General features: G+C 69.7%; 15 protein-coding genes and 2 tRNA genes. 9 read left to right on the top strand and 8 right to left on the bottom strand.

The annotated features are described in order from the left end of the window. The first annotated feature begins 57 nt into the window (after window positions 1–57). A complete protein-coding gene (locus H9L09_RS03065) occupies window positions 58–1,038 on the top strand; it encodes a pirin family protein (protein WP_187579289.1) in 981 nt (326 codons plus the stop codon). A gap of 191 nt (window positions 1,039–1,229) precedes the next feature. Further along, the gene (locus H9L09_RS03060) at window positions 1,230–3,131 is read left to right on the top strand and encodes a M4 family metallopeptidase (RefSeq protein ID WP_187579288.1); all 1,902 of its coding nucleotides are present in this window, start codon (window positions 1,230–1,232) and stop codon (window positions 3,129–3,131) included. Window positions 3,132–3,287: 156 nt separating this feature from the next. Here H9L09_RS03060 and H9L09_RS03055 read toward each other — a convergent pair whose 3' ends face one another. Then, entirely contained in the window at window positions 3,288–3,560 is a 273-nt protein-coding gene (locus tag H9L09_RS03055) for a GlsB/YeaQ/YmgE family stress response membrane protein (RefSeq protein ID WP_187579287.1), read from the bottom strand. 223 nt (window positions 3,561–3,783) lie between these two features. Here H9L09_RS03055 and H9L09_RS03050 point away from each other — a divergent pair, with 223 nt between their 5' ends. Continuing rightward, complete coding sequence (locus H9L09_RS03050) at window positions 3,784–4,158, top strand: hypothetical protein (protein ID WP_187579286.1); 375 nt, start codon at window positions 3,784–3,786, stop codon at window positions 4,156–4,158. A gap of 65 nt (window positions 4,159–4,223) precedes the next feature. On the opposite strand, the gene H9L09_RS03045 is transcribed toward H9L09_RS03050, so the two are convergent. The 4 genes from H9L09_RS03045 to orn all read right to left on the bottom strand — a co-directional run bounded on the left by H9L09_RS03045 (window position 4,224) and on the right by orn (window position 6,241). Continuing rightward, window positions 4,224–4,805, bottom strand: a complete 582-nt coding sequence (locus H9L09_RS03045) for a DUF305 domain-containing protein (protein WP_187579285.1) — start codon at window positions 4,803–4,805, stop codon at window positions 4,224–4,226. Window positions 4,806–4,881: 76 nt separating this feature from the next. Further along, the gene (locus H9L09_RS03040; RefSeq protein ID WP_187579284.1) at window positions 4,882–5,343 is read right to left on the bottom strand and encodes a DUF6153 family protein; all 462 of its coding nucleotides are present in this window, start codon (window positions 5,341–5,343) and stop codon (window positions 4,882–4,884) included. Window positions 5,344–5,461: 118 nt separating this feature from the next. Next, window positions 5,462–5,537, bottom strand: a tRNA-His gene (locus H9L09_RS03035). A gap of 80 nt (window positions 5,538–5,617) precedes the next feature. Further along, the gene (orn, locus tag H9L09_RS03030) at window positions 5,618–6,241 is read right to left on the bottom strand and encodes an oligoribonuclease (RefSeq protein ID WP_246456431.1); all 624 of its coding nucleotides are present in this window, start codon (window positions 6,239–6,241) and stop codon (window positions 5,618–5,620) included. A 121-nt stretch (window positions 6,242–6,362) separates the two neighbouring features. On the opposite strand from orn, the gene H9L09_RS03025 reads away from it, so the two are divergent. Next, entirely contained in the window at window positions 6,363–7,640 is a 1,278-nt protein-coding gene (locus tag H9L09_RS03025; protein ID WP_187579282.1) for a MauE/DoxX family redox-associated membrane protein, read from the top strand. Window positions 7,641–7,903: 263 nt separating this feature from the next. Then, a complete protein-coding gene (locus tag H9L09_RS03020; RefSeq protein ID WP_187579281.1) occupies window positions 7,904–8,926 on the top strand; it encodes an adenosine deaminase in 1,023 nt (340 codons plus the stop codon). A 3-nt stretch (window positions 8,927–8,929) separates the two neighbouring features. Here the strand turns inward: H9L09_RS03020 and H9L09_RS03015 are convergent, their stop codons facing one another. Together H9L09_RS03015 and H9L09_RS03010 are read right to left on the bottom strand one after the other, a co-directional pair. Continuing rightward, a complete protein-coding gene (locus tag H9L09_RS03015) occupies window positions 8,930–9,298 on the bottom strand; it encodes a cupin domain-containing protein (protein ID WP_223164194.1) in 369 nt (122 codons plus the stop codon). 237 nt (window positions 9,299–9,535) lie between these two features. Then, window positions 9,536–9,609 (bottom strand) — tRNA-Arg (locus tag H9L09_RS03010). A 477-nt stretch (window positions 9,610–10,086) separates the two neighbouring features. Here H9L09_RS03010 and H9L09_RS22375 point away from each other — a divergent pair. The 3 genes from H9L09_RS22375 (at window position 10,087) to H9L09_RS02995 (ending at window position 13,883) form a co-directional block, all read left to right on the top strand. Beyond that, window positions 10,087–11,490 (top strand): alpha/beta fold hydrolase, encoded by a 1,404-nt coding sequence (locus H9L09_RS22375; protein WP_187579279.1) that lies wholly within the window; start codon window positions 10,087–10,089, stop codon window positions 11,488–11,490. A 78-nt stretch (window positions 11,491–11,568) separates the two neighbouring features. After that, window positions 11,569–12,537 (top strand): NAD(P)-dependent alcohol dehydrogenase, encoded by a 969-nt coding sequence (locus H9L09_RS03000; RefSeq protein ID WP_187579278.1) that lies wholly within the window; start codon window positions 11,569–11,571, stop codon window positions 12,535–12,537. Between the two features lie 593 nt (window positions 12,538–13,130). Continuing rightward, a complete protein-coding gene (locus H9L09_RS02995; protein ID WP_187579277.1) occupies window positions 13,131–13,883 on the top strand; it encodes a hypothetical protein in 753 nt (250 codons plus the stop codon). Between the two features lie 60 nt (window positions 13,884–13,943). Here H9L09_RS02995 and H9L09_RS02990 read toward each other — a convergent pair whose 3' ends face one another. Further along, complete coding sequence (locus tag H9L09_RS02990) at window positions 13,944–14,243, bottom strand: hypothetical protein (RefSeq protein WP_223164193.1); 300 nt, start codon at window positions 14,241–14,243, stop codon at window positions 13,944–13,946. A 347-nt stretch (window positions 14,244–14,590) separates the two neighbouring features. On the opposite strand from H9L09_RS02990, the gene H9L09_RS02985 reads away from it, so the two are divergent. Beyond that, window positions 14,591–15,838 (top strand): IS256 family transposase, encoded by a 1,248-nt coding sequence (locus H9L09_RS02985; RefSeq protein WP_187579276.1) that lies wholly within the window; start codon window positions 14,591–14,593, stop codon window positions 15,836–15,838. Window positions 15,839–16,035: the final 197 nt, after the last annotated feature.

The following is a 16,035-nucleotide window of genomic DNA, read 5'->3' as shown; positions in this document are numbered from 1 at the left end:
GGCGAGTGGTTCACTTTTCAACTAAACTTGTGGGAACCACGTCCGAGGAGGCACTCCATGCCCGCTGTCACCGTCGAAGACCTCACCGTCCTGGCCCGCGTCCCGGGGCCCGGGCTGGGGGACACCGTGCGCCCGGTCGTGTCCGTCACCACCGCGCCGCAGGGCTACGAGGGCGAGGGCTTCCCCGTGCGCCGTGCCTTCGCCGGGGTGGACCTGCGCCACCTCGACCCGTTCATCCACATGGACCAGATGGGTGAGGTCGAGTACGCGCCAGGTGAGCCGAAGGGGACCCCCTGGCACCCGCACCGCGGGTTCGAGACCGTCACCTACATCATCGACGGCGTCTTCGACCACCACGACAGCCACGGCGGCGGCGGCTCCATCACCAACGGCGACACCCAGTGGATGACCGCCGGCTCCGGACTGCTGCACATCGAGACACCCCCCGAGTGGCTGGTGCAGTCCGGCGGCCTCTTCCACGGCGTCCAGCTGTGGGTGAACCTCCCGGGCGAGCAGAAGATGGTGACGCCGCGCTACCAGGACCTCCGCTCCGGTGAGCTCGGCCTGCTCGCCACCGACGACGCCGGGGCACTGGTCCGCGTGATCGCCGGCGACGTCGCCGGCCACCGCGGTCCCGGCACCACGCACACCCCGATGGCGATGGTGCACTCGACCCTGGCCCCGGGGGCGCGCCTGGACCTGCCCTGGTCGGTGGACTTCAACTCGCTGGTCTACGTGCTCGCCGGGCAGGGGAGCGTCGGTGTCGAGGGCCGCCCGATCCGTGCCGGTCAGCTCGCCGTGCTCGGCGCCGGCGACTTCGTGACCGTCAGTGCCGCGGAGCGCCAGGAGAGTCGTTCGCCGAACCTCGAGGTGCTGGTGCTCGGTGGTCGGCCGATCCGTGAGCCGGTGGCCTGGGCCGGGCCGTTCGTGATGAACACCAAGGCCGAGGTCATGCAGGCCTACGAGGACTTCCAGAAGGGCCGGATGGGTCAGATCCCCGCCGTGCACGGTGCGCCGACGGAGGTCGTCGAGGGCTGAGCGCGAGCGCGGACGGCGCCGGCTCCACCTGGCCAGGTGGAGCCGGCGCCGTCCGCAGTTCTGCAGGTTGTTGCAAATGCACGAACATGCAACTGCCGAGGGGTCCATCCCGGTCAGGTCGCGACATAACGTGACCAGGTTCCGCGCCGCCCGATCGGCGGCGCTCAGCAGAACCCCTGGAGGAAGACCCCATGCGTCATCGCTCATTGACAGCGATCTCCGCCTCGGTGCTGCTCGCCCTCTCGACCCTCGCCACCGCGAGCTCGTCGACGGCCGAGCCCAGCTCCGACCGGACCGCCACCCACCCCGCCGGCTCCTTCGCCCTCAGCGGCGCCGACGCCGACGCCTTCGCCTTGCCCGGCGACGTCCGCGAGCTGTGGAGCGCCACGCTCCCCGACGGCCGCACGCAGACCCGCTACCAGCAGTACGTCGACGGTGCCTCCGTCTTCGGCGGTCAGCTCACCACCCTCACCGGCGCCAGCGGCCGCACCGAGTCGGTGATCGGCGCCTACTTCCCGGGCCTCGAAGCCAGCAACCAGCGCAACCTCGGCAAGGGCCAGGCCCGCGACATCGTCGAGAAGCGCGTCGGCACCCGCGGCCAGTGGTCGACCACGCTGCGCATCGACCCCGACACCGGTCGGCAGTTCTACCAGGTGGAGAGCATCCGCGACGCCTCCCGCCCGGTCCGCTGGGTCAACGCCGGCAACGGCAAGGTGATCAAGGCGTTCGACGCGATCGCGCACGGCGAGGGCACCGGGGTCAAGGGGGACACCAAGACCATCCTCACCAGCCAGGACGCCGGCACCGGCCGGTTCGCCCTGAAGAGCGCCGACGGTCGGCAGGCGACGTACACCGCCGCCAACACCACCAAGAGCGCCACGCTGATGACCGACGACAACGACCTCTGGGACTACAACCTGCCGAAGATGATCGGCGACAGCCAGGCTCCCGGTGTGGACGCGCAGTACTACGCCAACGTCGTCGACGACTTCTACGGTGACGTGTTCGGCCGCAACAGCATCGATGGCCAGGGCATGAAGATCATCTCGATCGTGCACTGGGACCGTAACTACTGCAACGCGTTCTGGAACGGCTCCTACATGACCTACGGCGACGGGGACGGGAAGGGCTGCCTGCCGCTCTCGGGCGGTCTGGACGTCGACGGGCACGAGCTCACCCACGGCGTCACCGAGTTCACCTCCGGGCTGATCTACGAGAACGAGTCCGGAGCGCTCAACGAGGCCTTCAGCGACATGATGGGCAATACCATCGAGTTCTACGCCGCGAAGAAGGGCCTCGACCCGGCCGCCACCCCCGACTTCCGGATCGGTGAGGACGTCATCAACGCCTCCACCCCGGCGACTGCGGGCTTCCGCAACATGGGCGACCCCGCCGAGTTCGGCGACCCGGACCACCTGGTCGAGAAGTACACCGGCACCGCGGACAGCGGCGGCGTGCACAGCAACAGCGGCATCGCCAACCACGCCTACTACCTGACGGTCAAGGGCGGCCAGAACGCCGGCTGCAAGGCCACAGCCCTCCGTCCGGCCACGCACACCGAGGACTGCGGCGTCCGGGTGCCCGCCCTCGGTCTCGACAAGGCGGCGCAGATCTACTACGCCGGCTTCACCTCGCTGCCGGAGTACGCCAACTTCTGCGACGCCCGCAACGCGACCGTCGCCGTCGCCGGCGGCAAGGACACCAAGGCCGTCGCTGCCGGGTGGGACGCCGTCGGGGTCCACAAGGGTTGTACGCCGGGCACCCCGCCGCCGCCGCCGTGCGTGGGCGACGCCACCGCCTCGCTGCCGATCGAGTCGCCGCACCCCTACGGCAACATGGGCGACTGCACCTGGACCTACGACAACGGCACCGCCGGGTTCTCGTTCCACTTCACGCTTCTCGACCTCGAGAAGGACTACGACTACGTCTACGTGAAGGACGGCAACGGCACCACGCTCGCCACGTACACCGGTACGGCGAACGGTGAGTTCGACTCGCCCTGCATCACCACGCCGACCGGCTCGGTCCAGCTCGTGAGCGACCCCGCGGTCACCGCTCAGGGCTTCACGGTCAGCTCGGTGAACCCCTGCTGAGGCACTGAGCGGAAGCACGAGGGCGATGGCCCTGGATCTCTCGGGAGTCCAGGGCCATCGCCCTGTCTACGTCAGGTGCCCGGACGCACGAAACCCCGGCACCACAGGTGCCGGGGCTCCGGAAGCGGCAGGTCAGGGATGCCGACCGCTCGGGTGTCAGACGCGCTTGGCGGTGTTCTTGCCGGTGACCGTCGAGGCGATCACGACGAGCACGGCCGAGACGACGATCGCCACGATCCAGCGGACCCAGTCGACGCCGCCGGTGTGGTCGCCGCCGAAGGCTGCGTAGATGTACCAGCCGATGAGCACGCCGCCGATCCCACACAGGATCGTCAGCCAGATCGGGATGTTGTCCTTGTCGCCGGGGGCGACCAGCTTGCCGAGCAGGCCGATGATGGCGCCCACGATCAGGACGAAGATGATGTCCATTGCCATGCCTCCTCTATGTGCTGCCACGTGCAGCAATCAGCAGGCTTCTACCCTTTGTCCAGTCTCGGTAATCACATCGGTGAAGGTCGCCACCGTCGGGCGAGGCTCAGTCGTGCGGCGGCCAGGCCGTAACCGCGACGAAAACCAGGGCTGCTGCGGCACCATTGTCCGCCATGAGCGTTCGCGCAAAAAGCCCACGGCACCCGGCGTCGGGCGACGCCCGGTGATCGCCGCCGTCGCGGTCGGTGCCCTCTTCGTCGCCGCTGGAATCGCGCTCCGACCCCGACGTGTCGGCGAGGAGCTGCGGACCACCGGGGCCGTGGCCACGTCGTGGCGCGGCTACGCCCTCGGCTCGCCGTCGTGGCGGTACACCGTCGGGTTCACCGACGCCGACGGGAACGCCTGGACGTTCGAGCCGCACGTCGTTCCGGCGCGCGAGCAGCTGCCCGGCGCCCCCGTCGCGGTGGCCTACCTGCCGCACGATCCGGCCGGCACGGCACGCCGAGCAGACGGCCTGGACGCCGCGCTTCCGGGCATCCTGATCCTGGTCGGCGTCACCTCGGCCGTCGTGTTCTCCGGCCTCGCCCTGCTCAGGTGACGGCGTCACGTCGATGGCGGCTCGGGCCTGACCCGGCCTGACGATCCGGGTCGGGCGCCTCGAGCTCAGGAGCCGAGCATCGCCTTCATCTGGGTGATCTCCGCCCGCTGGTCCTTCTCGATCTTCTCGGCCAGCGCCAGCGCGTCCGGGTTCTCCCCGTGGGCCTGTTCGGTGCGGGCCATCTCGATCGCGCCTTCATGGTGCTCGATCATCGAGGTGAGGAACATCTCGTCGAACTCCTCCCCGCTGGCCTGCTCGAGCTCGTCCATGGTGTCGGCGTCCATCATTCCGGGCATCCCGCCCGCCTCGTCGCCGTGGCCCATGTCGCCGTGGTCCATCGAGTCCGCGGGCAGCTCCTGCCCCCACGCCTCGAGCCAGCCGGTCATGGTGTCGATCTCGGGTCCCTGGGCCGCCGCGATCTCGTCGGCGAGCTGCTTCACCTCGGGGCTGCTGGCGCGGTCCGCGGCCATCTCCGTCATCTGCACCGCCTGCTGGTGATGCGGGATCATGTCCGTGGCGAAGCTGACGTCGGCGTCGTTGAACTGGTCGGAGCCGTTGCTGGTGTCGCCGGTGTCGCTGTTGCCGCAGGCGGAAAGCGTGAGTGTGGCCGCCAGCAGGGCAGCGGTGAGGGCGAGTGTCTTCTTCATGGGGTGGGTCTCCTGGTGGGTCGCGGGCGTGGTGAGGGGCCGGGACGACGGCAGGGCGTGGTCCCGGGTTGCCTCCTCAGCAGCGTCGGACGGACAGGAGGGCCAACGAGGGTGGGTCCCGGTCACGGCCGCGGGTGCTCGACCGTGGCCCGGCGGTGGGGCCCCTGGGCAGCAGACCGACGAGGCCGACTCTCCGGGCTCGTCGTACCAGCAGCAGGACCGAGGCGACCAGCACCGCGACACACATCAACATCACGGTGGAGGAGTCTCCGGCCGGTTGCCCCGCGGAGGGCGAGGCCGAGAACGCCGTGCGATCCGTGGAGGGCCGAACGAGATCGGCGTGGCGCATCATGGGGGAGCCTTCGCCCATCGTCGATGCGGACGTCGAGGCGACGTGGGTCATGCCGCCGCTGTGGCTGCCGGCGACCCCGTGCGTCCCGAGGGCGTGCATCCCGAAGACGCCGCCGAGAACGACGAACAACAGCAGCAGGCCGACCCCGTTCGGGGGTCGGCGCCTCTGTCGCGTCGGTGACGTCATCGTCAAGGAGTCTAGGCAACCGGAAAAGCTGGCCTGGGCGGGACCGGGACGCCTCAGGAAGCGCGAAAGCCCGGACCCATGACGGGTCCGGGCTACGCCGATGTCCGAAGACATCACCTGGGGTGAACGACGGGACTTGAACCCGCGACATCCGCGACCACAACGCGGCGCTCTACCAACTGAGCTACGCCCACCATGTGCTGCACCGCGGGGCCCGAGGAGCGGCCCCACAGTCACGACGGCCCCTCCGATGCCGGAGAAGCCGAGGCAGCGACTAGTGTACCGGCTCCTCGGGGGTGCCCTGACCGGGGGAGGAGGGGGTGCCGGCGCCGGTGAGCGAACCACCGTGCTGCTCGGCGATCGCCTTGGCCGCGGTGGAGTCGGGGCCCGGCGAGGGAACGAAGACCGCGGAGCGGTAGTAGCGCAGCTCCTCGATGCTCTCCTGGATGTCGGCGAGGGCACGGTGGTTGCCGGTCTTGGCCGGCGCGTTGAAGTAGGCGCGCGGGAACCAACGCCGGGCCAGCTCCTTGATCGAGGACACGTCGACGATCCGGTAATGGAGGAACGCCTCGAGCTCGCCCATGTCGCGGGCCAGGAACGCGCGGTCCGTGGCGACGGTGTTGCCGGCCAGCGGCGGTCGGCTGCCGTCGGGACAGTGCTGACGGATGTAGTCCAGCACCAGCTTCTCCGCCTCGGGGAGGGCCACGCCGTGCGGCAGCTCCTCCAGCAGGCCCGAGACCGTGTGCATGTTGCGCACGAAGTCGTCCATCTGGTCCAGCGCCTCCTGGGGAGGCTTGATCACGACGTCGATCCCGTCGCCGAGGACGTTGAGCTCGAAGTCGGTCACCAGCGCGGCCACCTCGATCAGCGCGTCCGCGCCGAGGTCGAGGCCCGTCATCTCACAGTCGATCCAGACCAGTCGGTCATTCCCGTTCACGTCAGCGACCCTACTCGACCCCGGCACGCCGTCGAAGCGGTCCTTCAGGCTTCTCTCAGCGGCCGTCCGTAGGGTGCGGGTCATGCGGTGGATCGGCGTCGGGGCGCGCCTGGTGGTCGGCGGCGTGTGGCTGGTGGCCGGGCTGCTGAAGATCCCTGACCCGGCCGAGAACGTCCGCGCGGTGCGTGCCTACCGGCTGCTGCCGGAGACGGTGGTGCCGCTGGTGGGGCACGCGCTCCCGGTGCTCGAGATCCTCGTCGGGGTCTGCCTGCTGCTGGGGCTGCTCGTCCGCGCGAACGCCGTGCTGTCCGCCGTACTGCTGCTGGGGTTCATCGTCGGCATCTCCGCCGCCTGGGCCCGCGGGATGTCGATCGAGTGCGGCTGCTTCGGGGGTGGCGGTGGTCCCGCCGAGAACGCGCAGGCCAAGTACCCCTGGGAGCTGGCACGGGACTTTGGGCTCTTCATCCTTTCTGCGTGGTTGGTCTACCGTCCGAGAAGTCCGCTGGCGCTGGACAACGCGCTGTTCCCCCGATCGAGCCCGGCGAGATCGGCTGACACGAGAAGGCAGAACGCAGCAATGGCACAACGCAAGTCCAAGGCAGCCCGCAACGCCGAGCGACTGGCGGCGTCCGAGCAGGCCAAGGCGGTGCTGCTCGAGCAGCAGCGCCGGGAGCGCCGCCGCCGGACCTACGTCGTCACCGCGGTCGTCGCCGTCGTGCTGACGTTGCTGCTCGGCATCGGCTACGCCGTGCAGTCCAGCCGGGACACCACCGGTCAGGCCACCACTCCTCCCGCGGGCGCGGTCGACAGCTATGCGTTGCCGCTGGGGAAGTCCTCGGCGCCGGTGACGGTCACCGTCTACGAGGACTTCATGTGCCCCTACTGCGGGGAGTTCGAGAAGGCCTCGCGCGACACGCTGCACCAGTACGCCGCCGACGGGGACGTCCAGGTGCAGTACCGGGTCCTCTCGTTCCTCGACCGTGCCTCCGACGGCAGCGACTACTCCACCCGCTCCATGAACGCGCTGGGTGCGGTGCTCGACACGGCGGGTCCGGAGGTCGCCTCGAAGTTCCACGACCTGCTCTACGAGCAGCAGCCGCAGGAGAACACCAAGGGCCTCAGCGACGATGAGCTGATCGCGCTCGCGGTCCAGGCCGGCGCGAAGGAGTCGGCCGTCGCCGGCCCGATCCGGGACCTGAAGTTCGAGCAGTGGGTGAAGAACGCCACCGACCAGTCCACCAAGGACGGCGTCTCCGCGACCCCCACGGTGAGGGTGGACGGCACCACGATCGACTACCAGACGATCGACGAGCTGGTCACCAAGATGGACGCCGCGATCCAGGCGGGCCTCCGGTCCTGACTTCGGCCCCCACCGGGGCCACTTGCTCACTGGCTGTGGCCGCGCAGGGACGGACCAAAGTCCCTGGTGGCAGGTCCCGCCCCGGGCTAGAAATGTATCTACGTCGACGGGGAAACCCGAAGGCGGGAAGAGGCCCCGCAAACTCATACTTTGCGGGGTCTCGACCTTTGTGGCGTCCACGTCAGCGTTACCCGTCACGAAACTCCGAAACAGGGTGGACCCCGCGATCCGGCGCAGTGCGCGCCCGAGGCAGACTTGCCGCCATGTCGCACGCTGATTTCATCGCCGGCCTGCCGAAGGCCGAGATCCATGTCCACCACGTCGGCTCGGCCTCCCCGCGGATCGTCTCGGAGCTGGCCGCACGCCACCCCGGCACGGTGCCCTCGGACCTCGCGGCGCTGCGTGAGTTCTACACGTTCCGCGACTTCGCGCACTTCATCGAGGTCTACCTCGCCGTCGTGGACCTGATCAAGACGCCCGACGACGTGCAGCTGCTGACCTACGAGGTGGCCCGGGACATGGCGGCGCAGAACATCCGCTATGCCGAGCTCACCTTGACCCCGCACACGTCGGTGCTGGCCGGTGTGCCGATCGAGGCGTTCGTGGAGGCCGTGGAAGACGCGCGGACGGCGGCCGAGCGCGACCTCGGCATCCGACTGCGGTGGATCTACGACGTGCCCGGCGAGTTCGGCGTCCCGGCAGCCGAGGCAACGGCGACGTACGCCCTCGACCACGCGCCGGACTCACTGATCGGGTTCGGCCTGGGCGGTCCGGAGATCGGCGTGGAGCGGCCGCAGTTCAAGGAGGTCTTCGACCGGGTCCGGGCCGCGGGTCTGCACAGCGTGCCGCACGCGGGCGAGACCACCGGCCCGCAGACGGTGTGGGACGCGCTCGAGCAGCTCGGCGCGGAGCGGATCGGCCACGGCACCTCCTCGGTGCAGGACGAGCGGCTGGTCGCCCACCTTGTGGAGCACCAGATCCCGCTCGAGGTCTGCCCCACCTCGAACATCGCGACCCGGGCTGTCGACGTGCTGGAGAACCACCCCATCAAGCAGATGTACGACGCCGGGGTGCACGTCACGGTCAACTCCGACGACCCGCCGATGTTCGGGACGACGCTGAACCGGGAGTACGAGATCGCGGCCGACCTGCTGGGGCTCGACGAGGCCGGCGTCACCGACATCGCCAAGAACGCGGTGACCGCATCCTTCCTCCCGGCGCCGGAGAAGGCGGCGCTCGCCGCGGAGATGGACGCGTACCTGGCCGACTGGTCGACGCGCGGCTGAGCCTCACAGCGTGGGCGGCCGGCCGAGCAGCTCGATTGCGTGCAGCGCCGCCGCGTGCCCCAGCGCGGCCGGGTCGACCGGGCCCGGCTCGGGGAGCCGGCGCTCGGCCGCCGGCGTGCCGACCGCGGTGGCGAAGTCCTCGAAGCCGCAGGGTGTGGTGATCTGCAGCGTGCGCAGCGGCCCGTCGGAGGTCACCCGGAACGAGTGCGGCAGGCCCGCCGGCAGCAGCACGAAGTCGCCGGGCTCGGCGTGGAACAGCTGGCCGTCGCAGACGAAGGTGGCTTGCCCTTCGAGGACGTAGAACATCTCGTCCTCCTCCAGGTGCCGGTGCAGCGGCGGCGCGAACCCGGCGGGGTTGGTGAATTCGACCACGGTGACCCGGCCTCGGGTGTCGGACCGCGGAGGCGAGCAGTCGATGCGCTGTGGCTGCTGAACGACCCCGGCCACCATCTGACGCTGGTGGTGGACTGTGGCTGGTCCGAGCGCGACTACGCCGCCTGGCTGGCCGGACAGATGAGGGCGGCCCTCGGACTGTCGGAGGGTGGTGACGTCGCCCCGGTCGAACGGTCGGGACGACGTACCGCAGCGGAGCGAGCGCCCCGCGCGAAGCGCCCCCGGTAGGACTCGAACCTACGGCCCACAGATTAGAAGTCTGTCGCTCTATCCAACTGAGCTACGGGGGCGGGGGGTAGGAACTTACATCGGACTAAACATCGGGAAAACATCCGTGTGATTCTTTAGCTCCGTGCGTTCCGACCCGGGCTCAGTATGCCGGATCCGTGCCCTGCGGCCACGGGCCAGTGGGCCGGGCCCCTAGTTCAACAGGCACGCGAAGTGTTGCCGGGCCGCCCGCCTAGGCTCCGCGGCGGCGGCCCTGGCGGGTGTCATCCGATCGTCGCGACCACGGCTCACTGCTGGTGTGGGCCGGGCTGAAGCAGTCCCCAGCTTCCGGATCTGCCGATGACAGCGCGGTTGAGACTGGGCGACTCCGCCGGGTTCTCACCCCCCAGGGGTGAGGTGGCGTCACCGAACCCTGCCGACGATGGTCCGATAGTCCCTACTGGAGGTCATCAGCGGGACTTGGTCTGTGGACATGCCCGAGGCGGGGGTCGGAGTTGGAGGCGGCGCTCGCCGCCACCCCAAGTGCAAAGAAGCACGCCATGGCTCTCTTCTCGCGCCAGTCGTCCTTGCCGGCCAACGCGACACCGACCCCTCCGGCCGCCGTATCCGACGGCCGCCACACCCGTCGAGGGCGTCTCGGCTGGATCGTGGCCGCCTCCCTCGCGACCGGGGTCCTCGCGGCCCTGCTCCTGGTCTTCGCGCCGTTCACGCCGGTCACCGAGACCGCTATCACCGGCGCGGTCCTGTGTGGGTTCGCGATCGGCTGGGTGTCCCTGCTGCTGCTTTCCGAGAACTTCACCGACCAGCCGCAACGCTGGGCCGCGGTCCCCGCGATGTTCATGGGTGCCGGCGGGCTCCTGCTCTGGGTGTTCGGCTCGACCCGTGAGGCGCTGAGCTGGATCTGGCCACCGGCGCTCGCCGCCATCGTGGTGTGGATGGTGATTCAGGTGCACCGCGACTTGCCCAGCCGCGGCGGACGGGTTCAGCTGTACGCCGTGTTCACCATCCTCGCCCTGTGCGCCGTCGGCGGCGGCTGGCAGACAGTCATCGCAGCGGGCGAGACCAACCCGTTCCTGACCTCCGGGCGCCTGGTGACCGTCGACGGCCACCAGTTGCGGCTGGAGTGCACCGGGTCCGGGGCCCCGACCGTCATCCTGGAACCGGGCGCTGGCGGCACCTCGGCCGACATGGGCTGGATAGCTCCGGCCGTCGCCGGCCAGACCCGGACGTGCGTCTACGACCGCGCCGGCCGTGGCGGCAGCGAACCGGCCGCCACCGCCCAGGACGGTGCCCAGATCGCCACCGATCTCCACACGCTGCTGCACCGGGCCGGCGTGCCCGGGCCGTACGTGCTCGCCGGGCACTCGTTCGGCGGCCTGTACGTGCGGATTTTCGCCGCGCACTACCCGGACGAGGTGGCCGGCCTGGTCCTGCTCGACTCCACCGCGTCCTCTCAGCCGGCCAAGTCCGTCGTCCCCGCGCCGGGAAGCACCTCCTCCGACACGATCGGCCGCGCCGCGACCCTGGCGTCCCTTACCGTCCCGGTCGGCATCGCCCGTCTGTACGGCGCCCTCGTCGGCGTCAGCGGACTCCCGGCCGACAACGAGGACCAGCTCTCCTACGACACAGTGCGGGCGAACACCGTGCGCAGCGTCGCCGACGAGTACATGCGCGGCGCGGCCACGGCCGCCGAGGCCGCGTCACTGCACGACTTCGTCGCCAAGCCGCTGTACGTCCTCACCGCCGGCGAGCACCCCGGGTCCTGGATGGCCGACCAGAAGCAGAGCGCCACCTTGTCGACCAACAGCGTCTGGCGCGTCGTGGCCGGTTCCACCCACCAAGGTCTGCTCCAGGAGGAGCAGTACGCCGCCCAGAGCAGCCAGGCCGTCCTCGACGTCGTCACCGCGGTCCGCAACCACCAGCCGCTGAAGGCCAGCCGTTGAGACCGGACGCGGACGACCAGCTCGATCGTGCCGGGGCCACAGGACCCGGCAGGTCATCAAACTGTCCAGGAGGTCACCATGAAAGCCCTCACCCAGGACCGGTACGGCACCGCGGACGTGCTGAAGTTCCGCGACATCGAACGCCCCCGCGCGGGCGAGGGCCAGGTTTTGGTCCGCATCGTCGCGGCCGGGATGGACCGCGGCGCGTGGCACTTCATGGCCGGCGAGCCCTACCTCATGCGGATTCTCGGCTTCGGGTTCCGAGCCCCGAGCGTCGCGGTACCGGGAACCAACTTCGCCGGCGTGGTCCAGGCCGTCGGGCCCGGCGTCCGTGAGTACCAGCCGGGTGACGAGGTGTACGGCGCCACTCGCGGGACCTTCGCCGAGTACGCGGTGGCAGCGACCGGCAAGATCGCCCCGAAGCCCCCGCAGCTGTCGTTCGAGCAAGCCGCCGTGCTGCCCTACCCGACGTTCGTCGCCATGCAGGCGCTGCGCGACCACGGCCGGGTCCAGCCAGGACAGCGGGTCCTCGTCGTCGGCGCGTCCGGCGCCGTCGGCACGATCGCGGTCCAGCTCGCGGTCGCGTACGGGGCCACCGTGACGGGCGTGTGCAGCGGCGAGCACGCCGGCCTGGTGCGCTCGCTCGGCGCCGACGACGTCATCGACTACCGGACGCAGGACCTCGCCGACGGCTCCCGCCGTTTCGACCTCGTCCTCGACATTGGTGGTCGGACCTCGGTGGCCCGGCTGCGCCGCGCACTTACCCGGTCCGGCACGCTCGTCATCCTCGGCGGTGAGGGCGACCGTTGGATCGGCGGCACCCAACGTCAGCTGTGGGCCGGGGTCCTGACGCACTTCGTGCCGCAGCAGCTTGGCGCGTTCGTGGTCAAGGAGAACAGCGGCGAGCTGCTGCGGATGAACGAGCTAGTCGCCGCCGAGAAGGTGGCCCCTGTCCTCGGGCGAACCTTCCCGCTGGCCGACGGCGCCGCGGCCGTCGCAGCCTTCGAGAAGGGCGACACGAAGGGCCGCATCGTCATCGTGCCGTGACGTATCACTGGCTCGCTGGCCCGGTCCTCACTGCTCGCCCGTCGCGCCTCGAACGGTTCAGACCACTGCCGGCCATTGCCGGCATCATCGTCCGGATCTGCCGCTGTCGGATCGCTAGCGTGCATCCCTCCGAGGGGTAGGCACCGTGCGAGATGACGAGCAGGGCCCTCCTGAACATCAGAGCCGGGGATTGGTCACCTACAGGGTCACAGTGAGTCATGACGACCGACCAGGAACTCGGGTACCGGCTCGTCCGAGCGCGAGTCGTTGGCGACAGCATGGTTCACCTCACGGAATCGCGTGCCAGGTCGAGGACCGCCAGCGCGACGTTGTGTGGGCTGCCGGTCAGCGCCCTCCCCACGCCCGACCTGAGCTTGGTGGCGGGCGGCGGCTCGTCGTGCGCCGCAAATGCCTCACCCTGGGCATCGAGGTGATCCGCGAGACCGATGGTTCCTACGTCAGCCTCCGACGCATCGCCTCCCGTGGCCACCCCTCCGCCTGACCGGCAGCGGCAAGAAGGGCAACGCGAGGCGCGAGGTCATCGCGCTGCACCACCTGACCGAGCAAACCCACACTCACGCACCGATCGCGCCGTGATCCGCTCGAACGGCTCCTGTACGGGACCTTCTTCACTGATCTTCGCCCAGGGCGGCTCGGTAGACTCCGGCCACTACTCGACGGGGAAGCAGAGCATGACCGACAGCACACGCACGCAATCGCTGGACCCGCAGGTCGTTTCGGGACGTGCCACGGCATGGTGGGGGGCGGCTTTCTGCGTGTTGCTCCTGGTGAGCGCGGGCATGGTCACCGTTCCCGGCGGTGACGACCGCGTGTCGTTCGTCCGAGACTTCTACACCGACCACCGCACCGTAATCGTGATCGCTCAGCTGATGGGCCTCGCCGCAGCGGCCGTCCTCATCGCCTTCGCCCGGGGGTTGCAGCGTCAGCCCTGGGTGGGGCGACGCCCCTGGGTCTTCGTGAGTGGGTCTTCGGTAGCAGGTGCCGCGGCGCTCGCCGCCGTACCGCCCCTGGCGTTGTGCGTGGCGGCCGACTCCGGCGGCGCAGACACCGTGTCGGCGCTGGCGACGGCGTCGGACCTCGTCGACGTCCTCCTGTTCCTGACAATCGCGGTGCTCGGCGCTGTGGTGCTTCTGGCGGTGGAGATCACGTGGTTACGGGTGTTCTCAGCGCTGGTCGCGCTGGCGTGCGCGATCCAGGCGGTGTCCCTCGTGCTCGGCAGGACGCCGCTCGAGCTGGTCGCGGCGCTCGGCTTCCTGGCTCTCGTGGCGTGCATGGCGGCGCTGAGCTGGCGGCGCGACGGCCACGTCGGGTCCGCCGGCTCGTGAGCGCGAAAGTAGCAGCCGACCAGGCCGGCACTGAACGCACTGTCATGGCACCCCTTTGCGTCAAGACACCGCCGGGAGGGCCGGTTTAGGCTGGCTGGTGGCGGGTCCGGGAAGTGGCTTGTCCGAAGAGCCGATGTCCGGGGTCAGATCGGTCACGCTGGATTGCAGAGTCGTCCCCGAGTGCCCTCCCGGGCCCGCCGCTTCGCGTCGTTTCTGGTCCTCGACCATGCGTGCGTAGACGACGTTCGATAGCCGCCGCTTCAACGCGCGCATCGACTCCATAGAGGTCTTTCCGGCGGCTCTCTTCGCGTCGAAGGAGGCGCGGCCCTCGGTGGCGTTGCGCAGCTGGACCACGGCCATGATGTGCTGCGTCCGGTTGATCCGACGGTTCCCGGCGCGCGAGAGCCGATGGCGTTCTGGTCCCCGGACGAGGCGTCGAGTGGTGCGGTGCCGTTCCACGAGGCGAACCGGTCCCGTGGACTGCCGCCACGCGAGGTTGGTGACAACTGCGTGTCCAGGGGTGAGGTGGCCATGGCAGCTCGGAGCACCTTCGGCTGGCGCGCCGCAGATCCACGCGAGTTGAGTCCCCGATAGTGGTGTAGCGCGGTCGCCAGGATCGTCACCGGCGTGTACGGCAGACGAAGACGCGGCCACCGCGTGATCCTTCGAGTGAACCTCTCACAGCACTCTCGAATGGAGTCATCACGATGACCGCACCACACATTGTCGACCCTGCGCGCCTGCTCGGCGAAGCCCTTGCCGAGGCGAGTCCGGATCTGATGCGCGGGTTGTTGCAGACGATCATCAACGCCCTGCTGTCCGCGGACGCCGATGCCGTGGTCGGGGCCGAGTACGGGCGTCCCTCTCCGGGTCGGGTCGCGCAGCGCAACGGCTATAGGCATCGGGACCTGGACACCCGGGTCGGCACGATCGAGGTCGCGGTGCCGAAGCTGCGCAGGGGCACCTACTTTCCCGAGTGGCTGCTCGAGCGCCGCAAGCGTGCCGAGGCCGCGCTGATCACCGTGGTCGCGGACTGCTACCTCGCCGGCGTGTCCACCCGGCGGATGGACAAGCTGGTCAAGACCCTCGGCATCGACTCGCTGTCGAAGTCGCAGGTCTCGCGGATGGCCGCCGAGCTCGACGAGCACGTCGAGCAGTTCCGCCACCGGCCCCTCGACACCGCCGGACCGTTCACGTTCGTCGCTGCCGACGCGCTGACGATGAAGGTCCGCGAAGGCGGACGCGTGATCAACGCCGTGGTGCTCTTGGCGACCGGGGTCAACGGCGACGGGCACCGCGAGGTCCTCGGCATGCGGGTCGCGACCAGCGAGACCGGTGCAGCATGGAACGAGTTCTTCGCCGACCTGGTCGCCCGCGGCCTGGCCGGGGTCCGCCTGGTCACCAGCGACGCCCACGCCGGGCTCGTCGACGCCGTCGCGGCGAACCTGCCCGGCGCCGCCTGGCAACGCTGCCGGCCCCACTACTCAGCGAACCTCATGAGCGTGACACCGAAGAGCATGTGGCCAGCGGTCAAGGCGATGCTGCACAGCGTCTACGACCAGCCCGACCGACCCGCGGTGCACGCCCAGTTCGACCGGCTGCTCGACTACGTCGACGGCAAACTGCCCGAGGTCCACAACCACCTCGACACCGCCCGCGCCGACATCCTGGCCTTCACCGAGTTCCCCAAAGACGTCTGGACCCAGATCTGGTCCAACAACCCCGCCGAACGACTCAACCGCGAGATCCGCCGCCGCACCGACGCCGTCGGCATCTTCCCCACCCGCGAAGCCATCGTCCGGCTCGTCGGCGCCGTCCTGGCCGAGCAGACCGACGAATGGGCCGAAGGACGCCGCTACCTCGGACTCGAAGTCCTCGCCCGCTGCCGCGTCACCATCGTCCCCGACAACGACACCGAGATCGGAGCTGATCAACTGCCCGCACTCACCGCCTGACCCGACAGAAGGAACGCAGCGCTACACCACTACCTGGGACTTGACCTCCACGCGCGTGGTTAGGCGCGGGGGAGTGCGGTTGTGAGGTGTCGGTGGAGGGAGCGCCGGTGGGGTCGGTCAGGGGCCCGGGCCGGCGGAGCAGTTTGCTGGTTCCCCGCGGGCCGAGCAGCCGCACGCCGCGCAGCTCTTGTCTCCAG

Source organism: Nocardioides mesophilus (genome assembly GCF_014395785.1).
Lineage (GTDB): Bacteria > Actinomycetota > Actinomycetes > Propionibacteriales > Nocardioidaceae > Nocardioides_B > Nocardioides_B mesophilus.
Note: the sequence above shows the minus strand (reverse complement) of the source record. Positions and strands in the feature narration are given on the sequence as shown.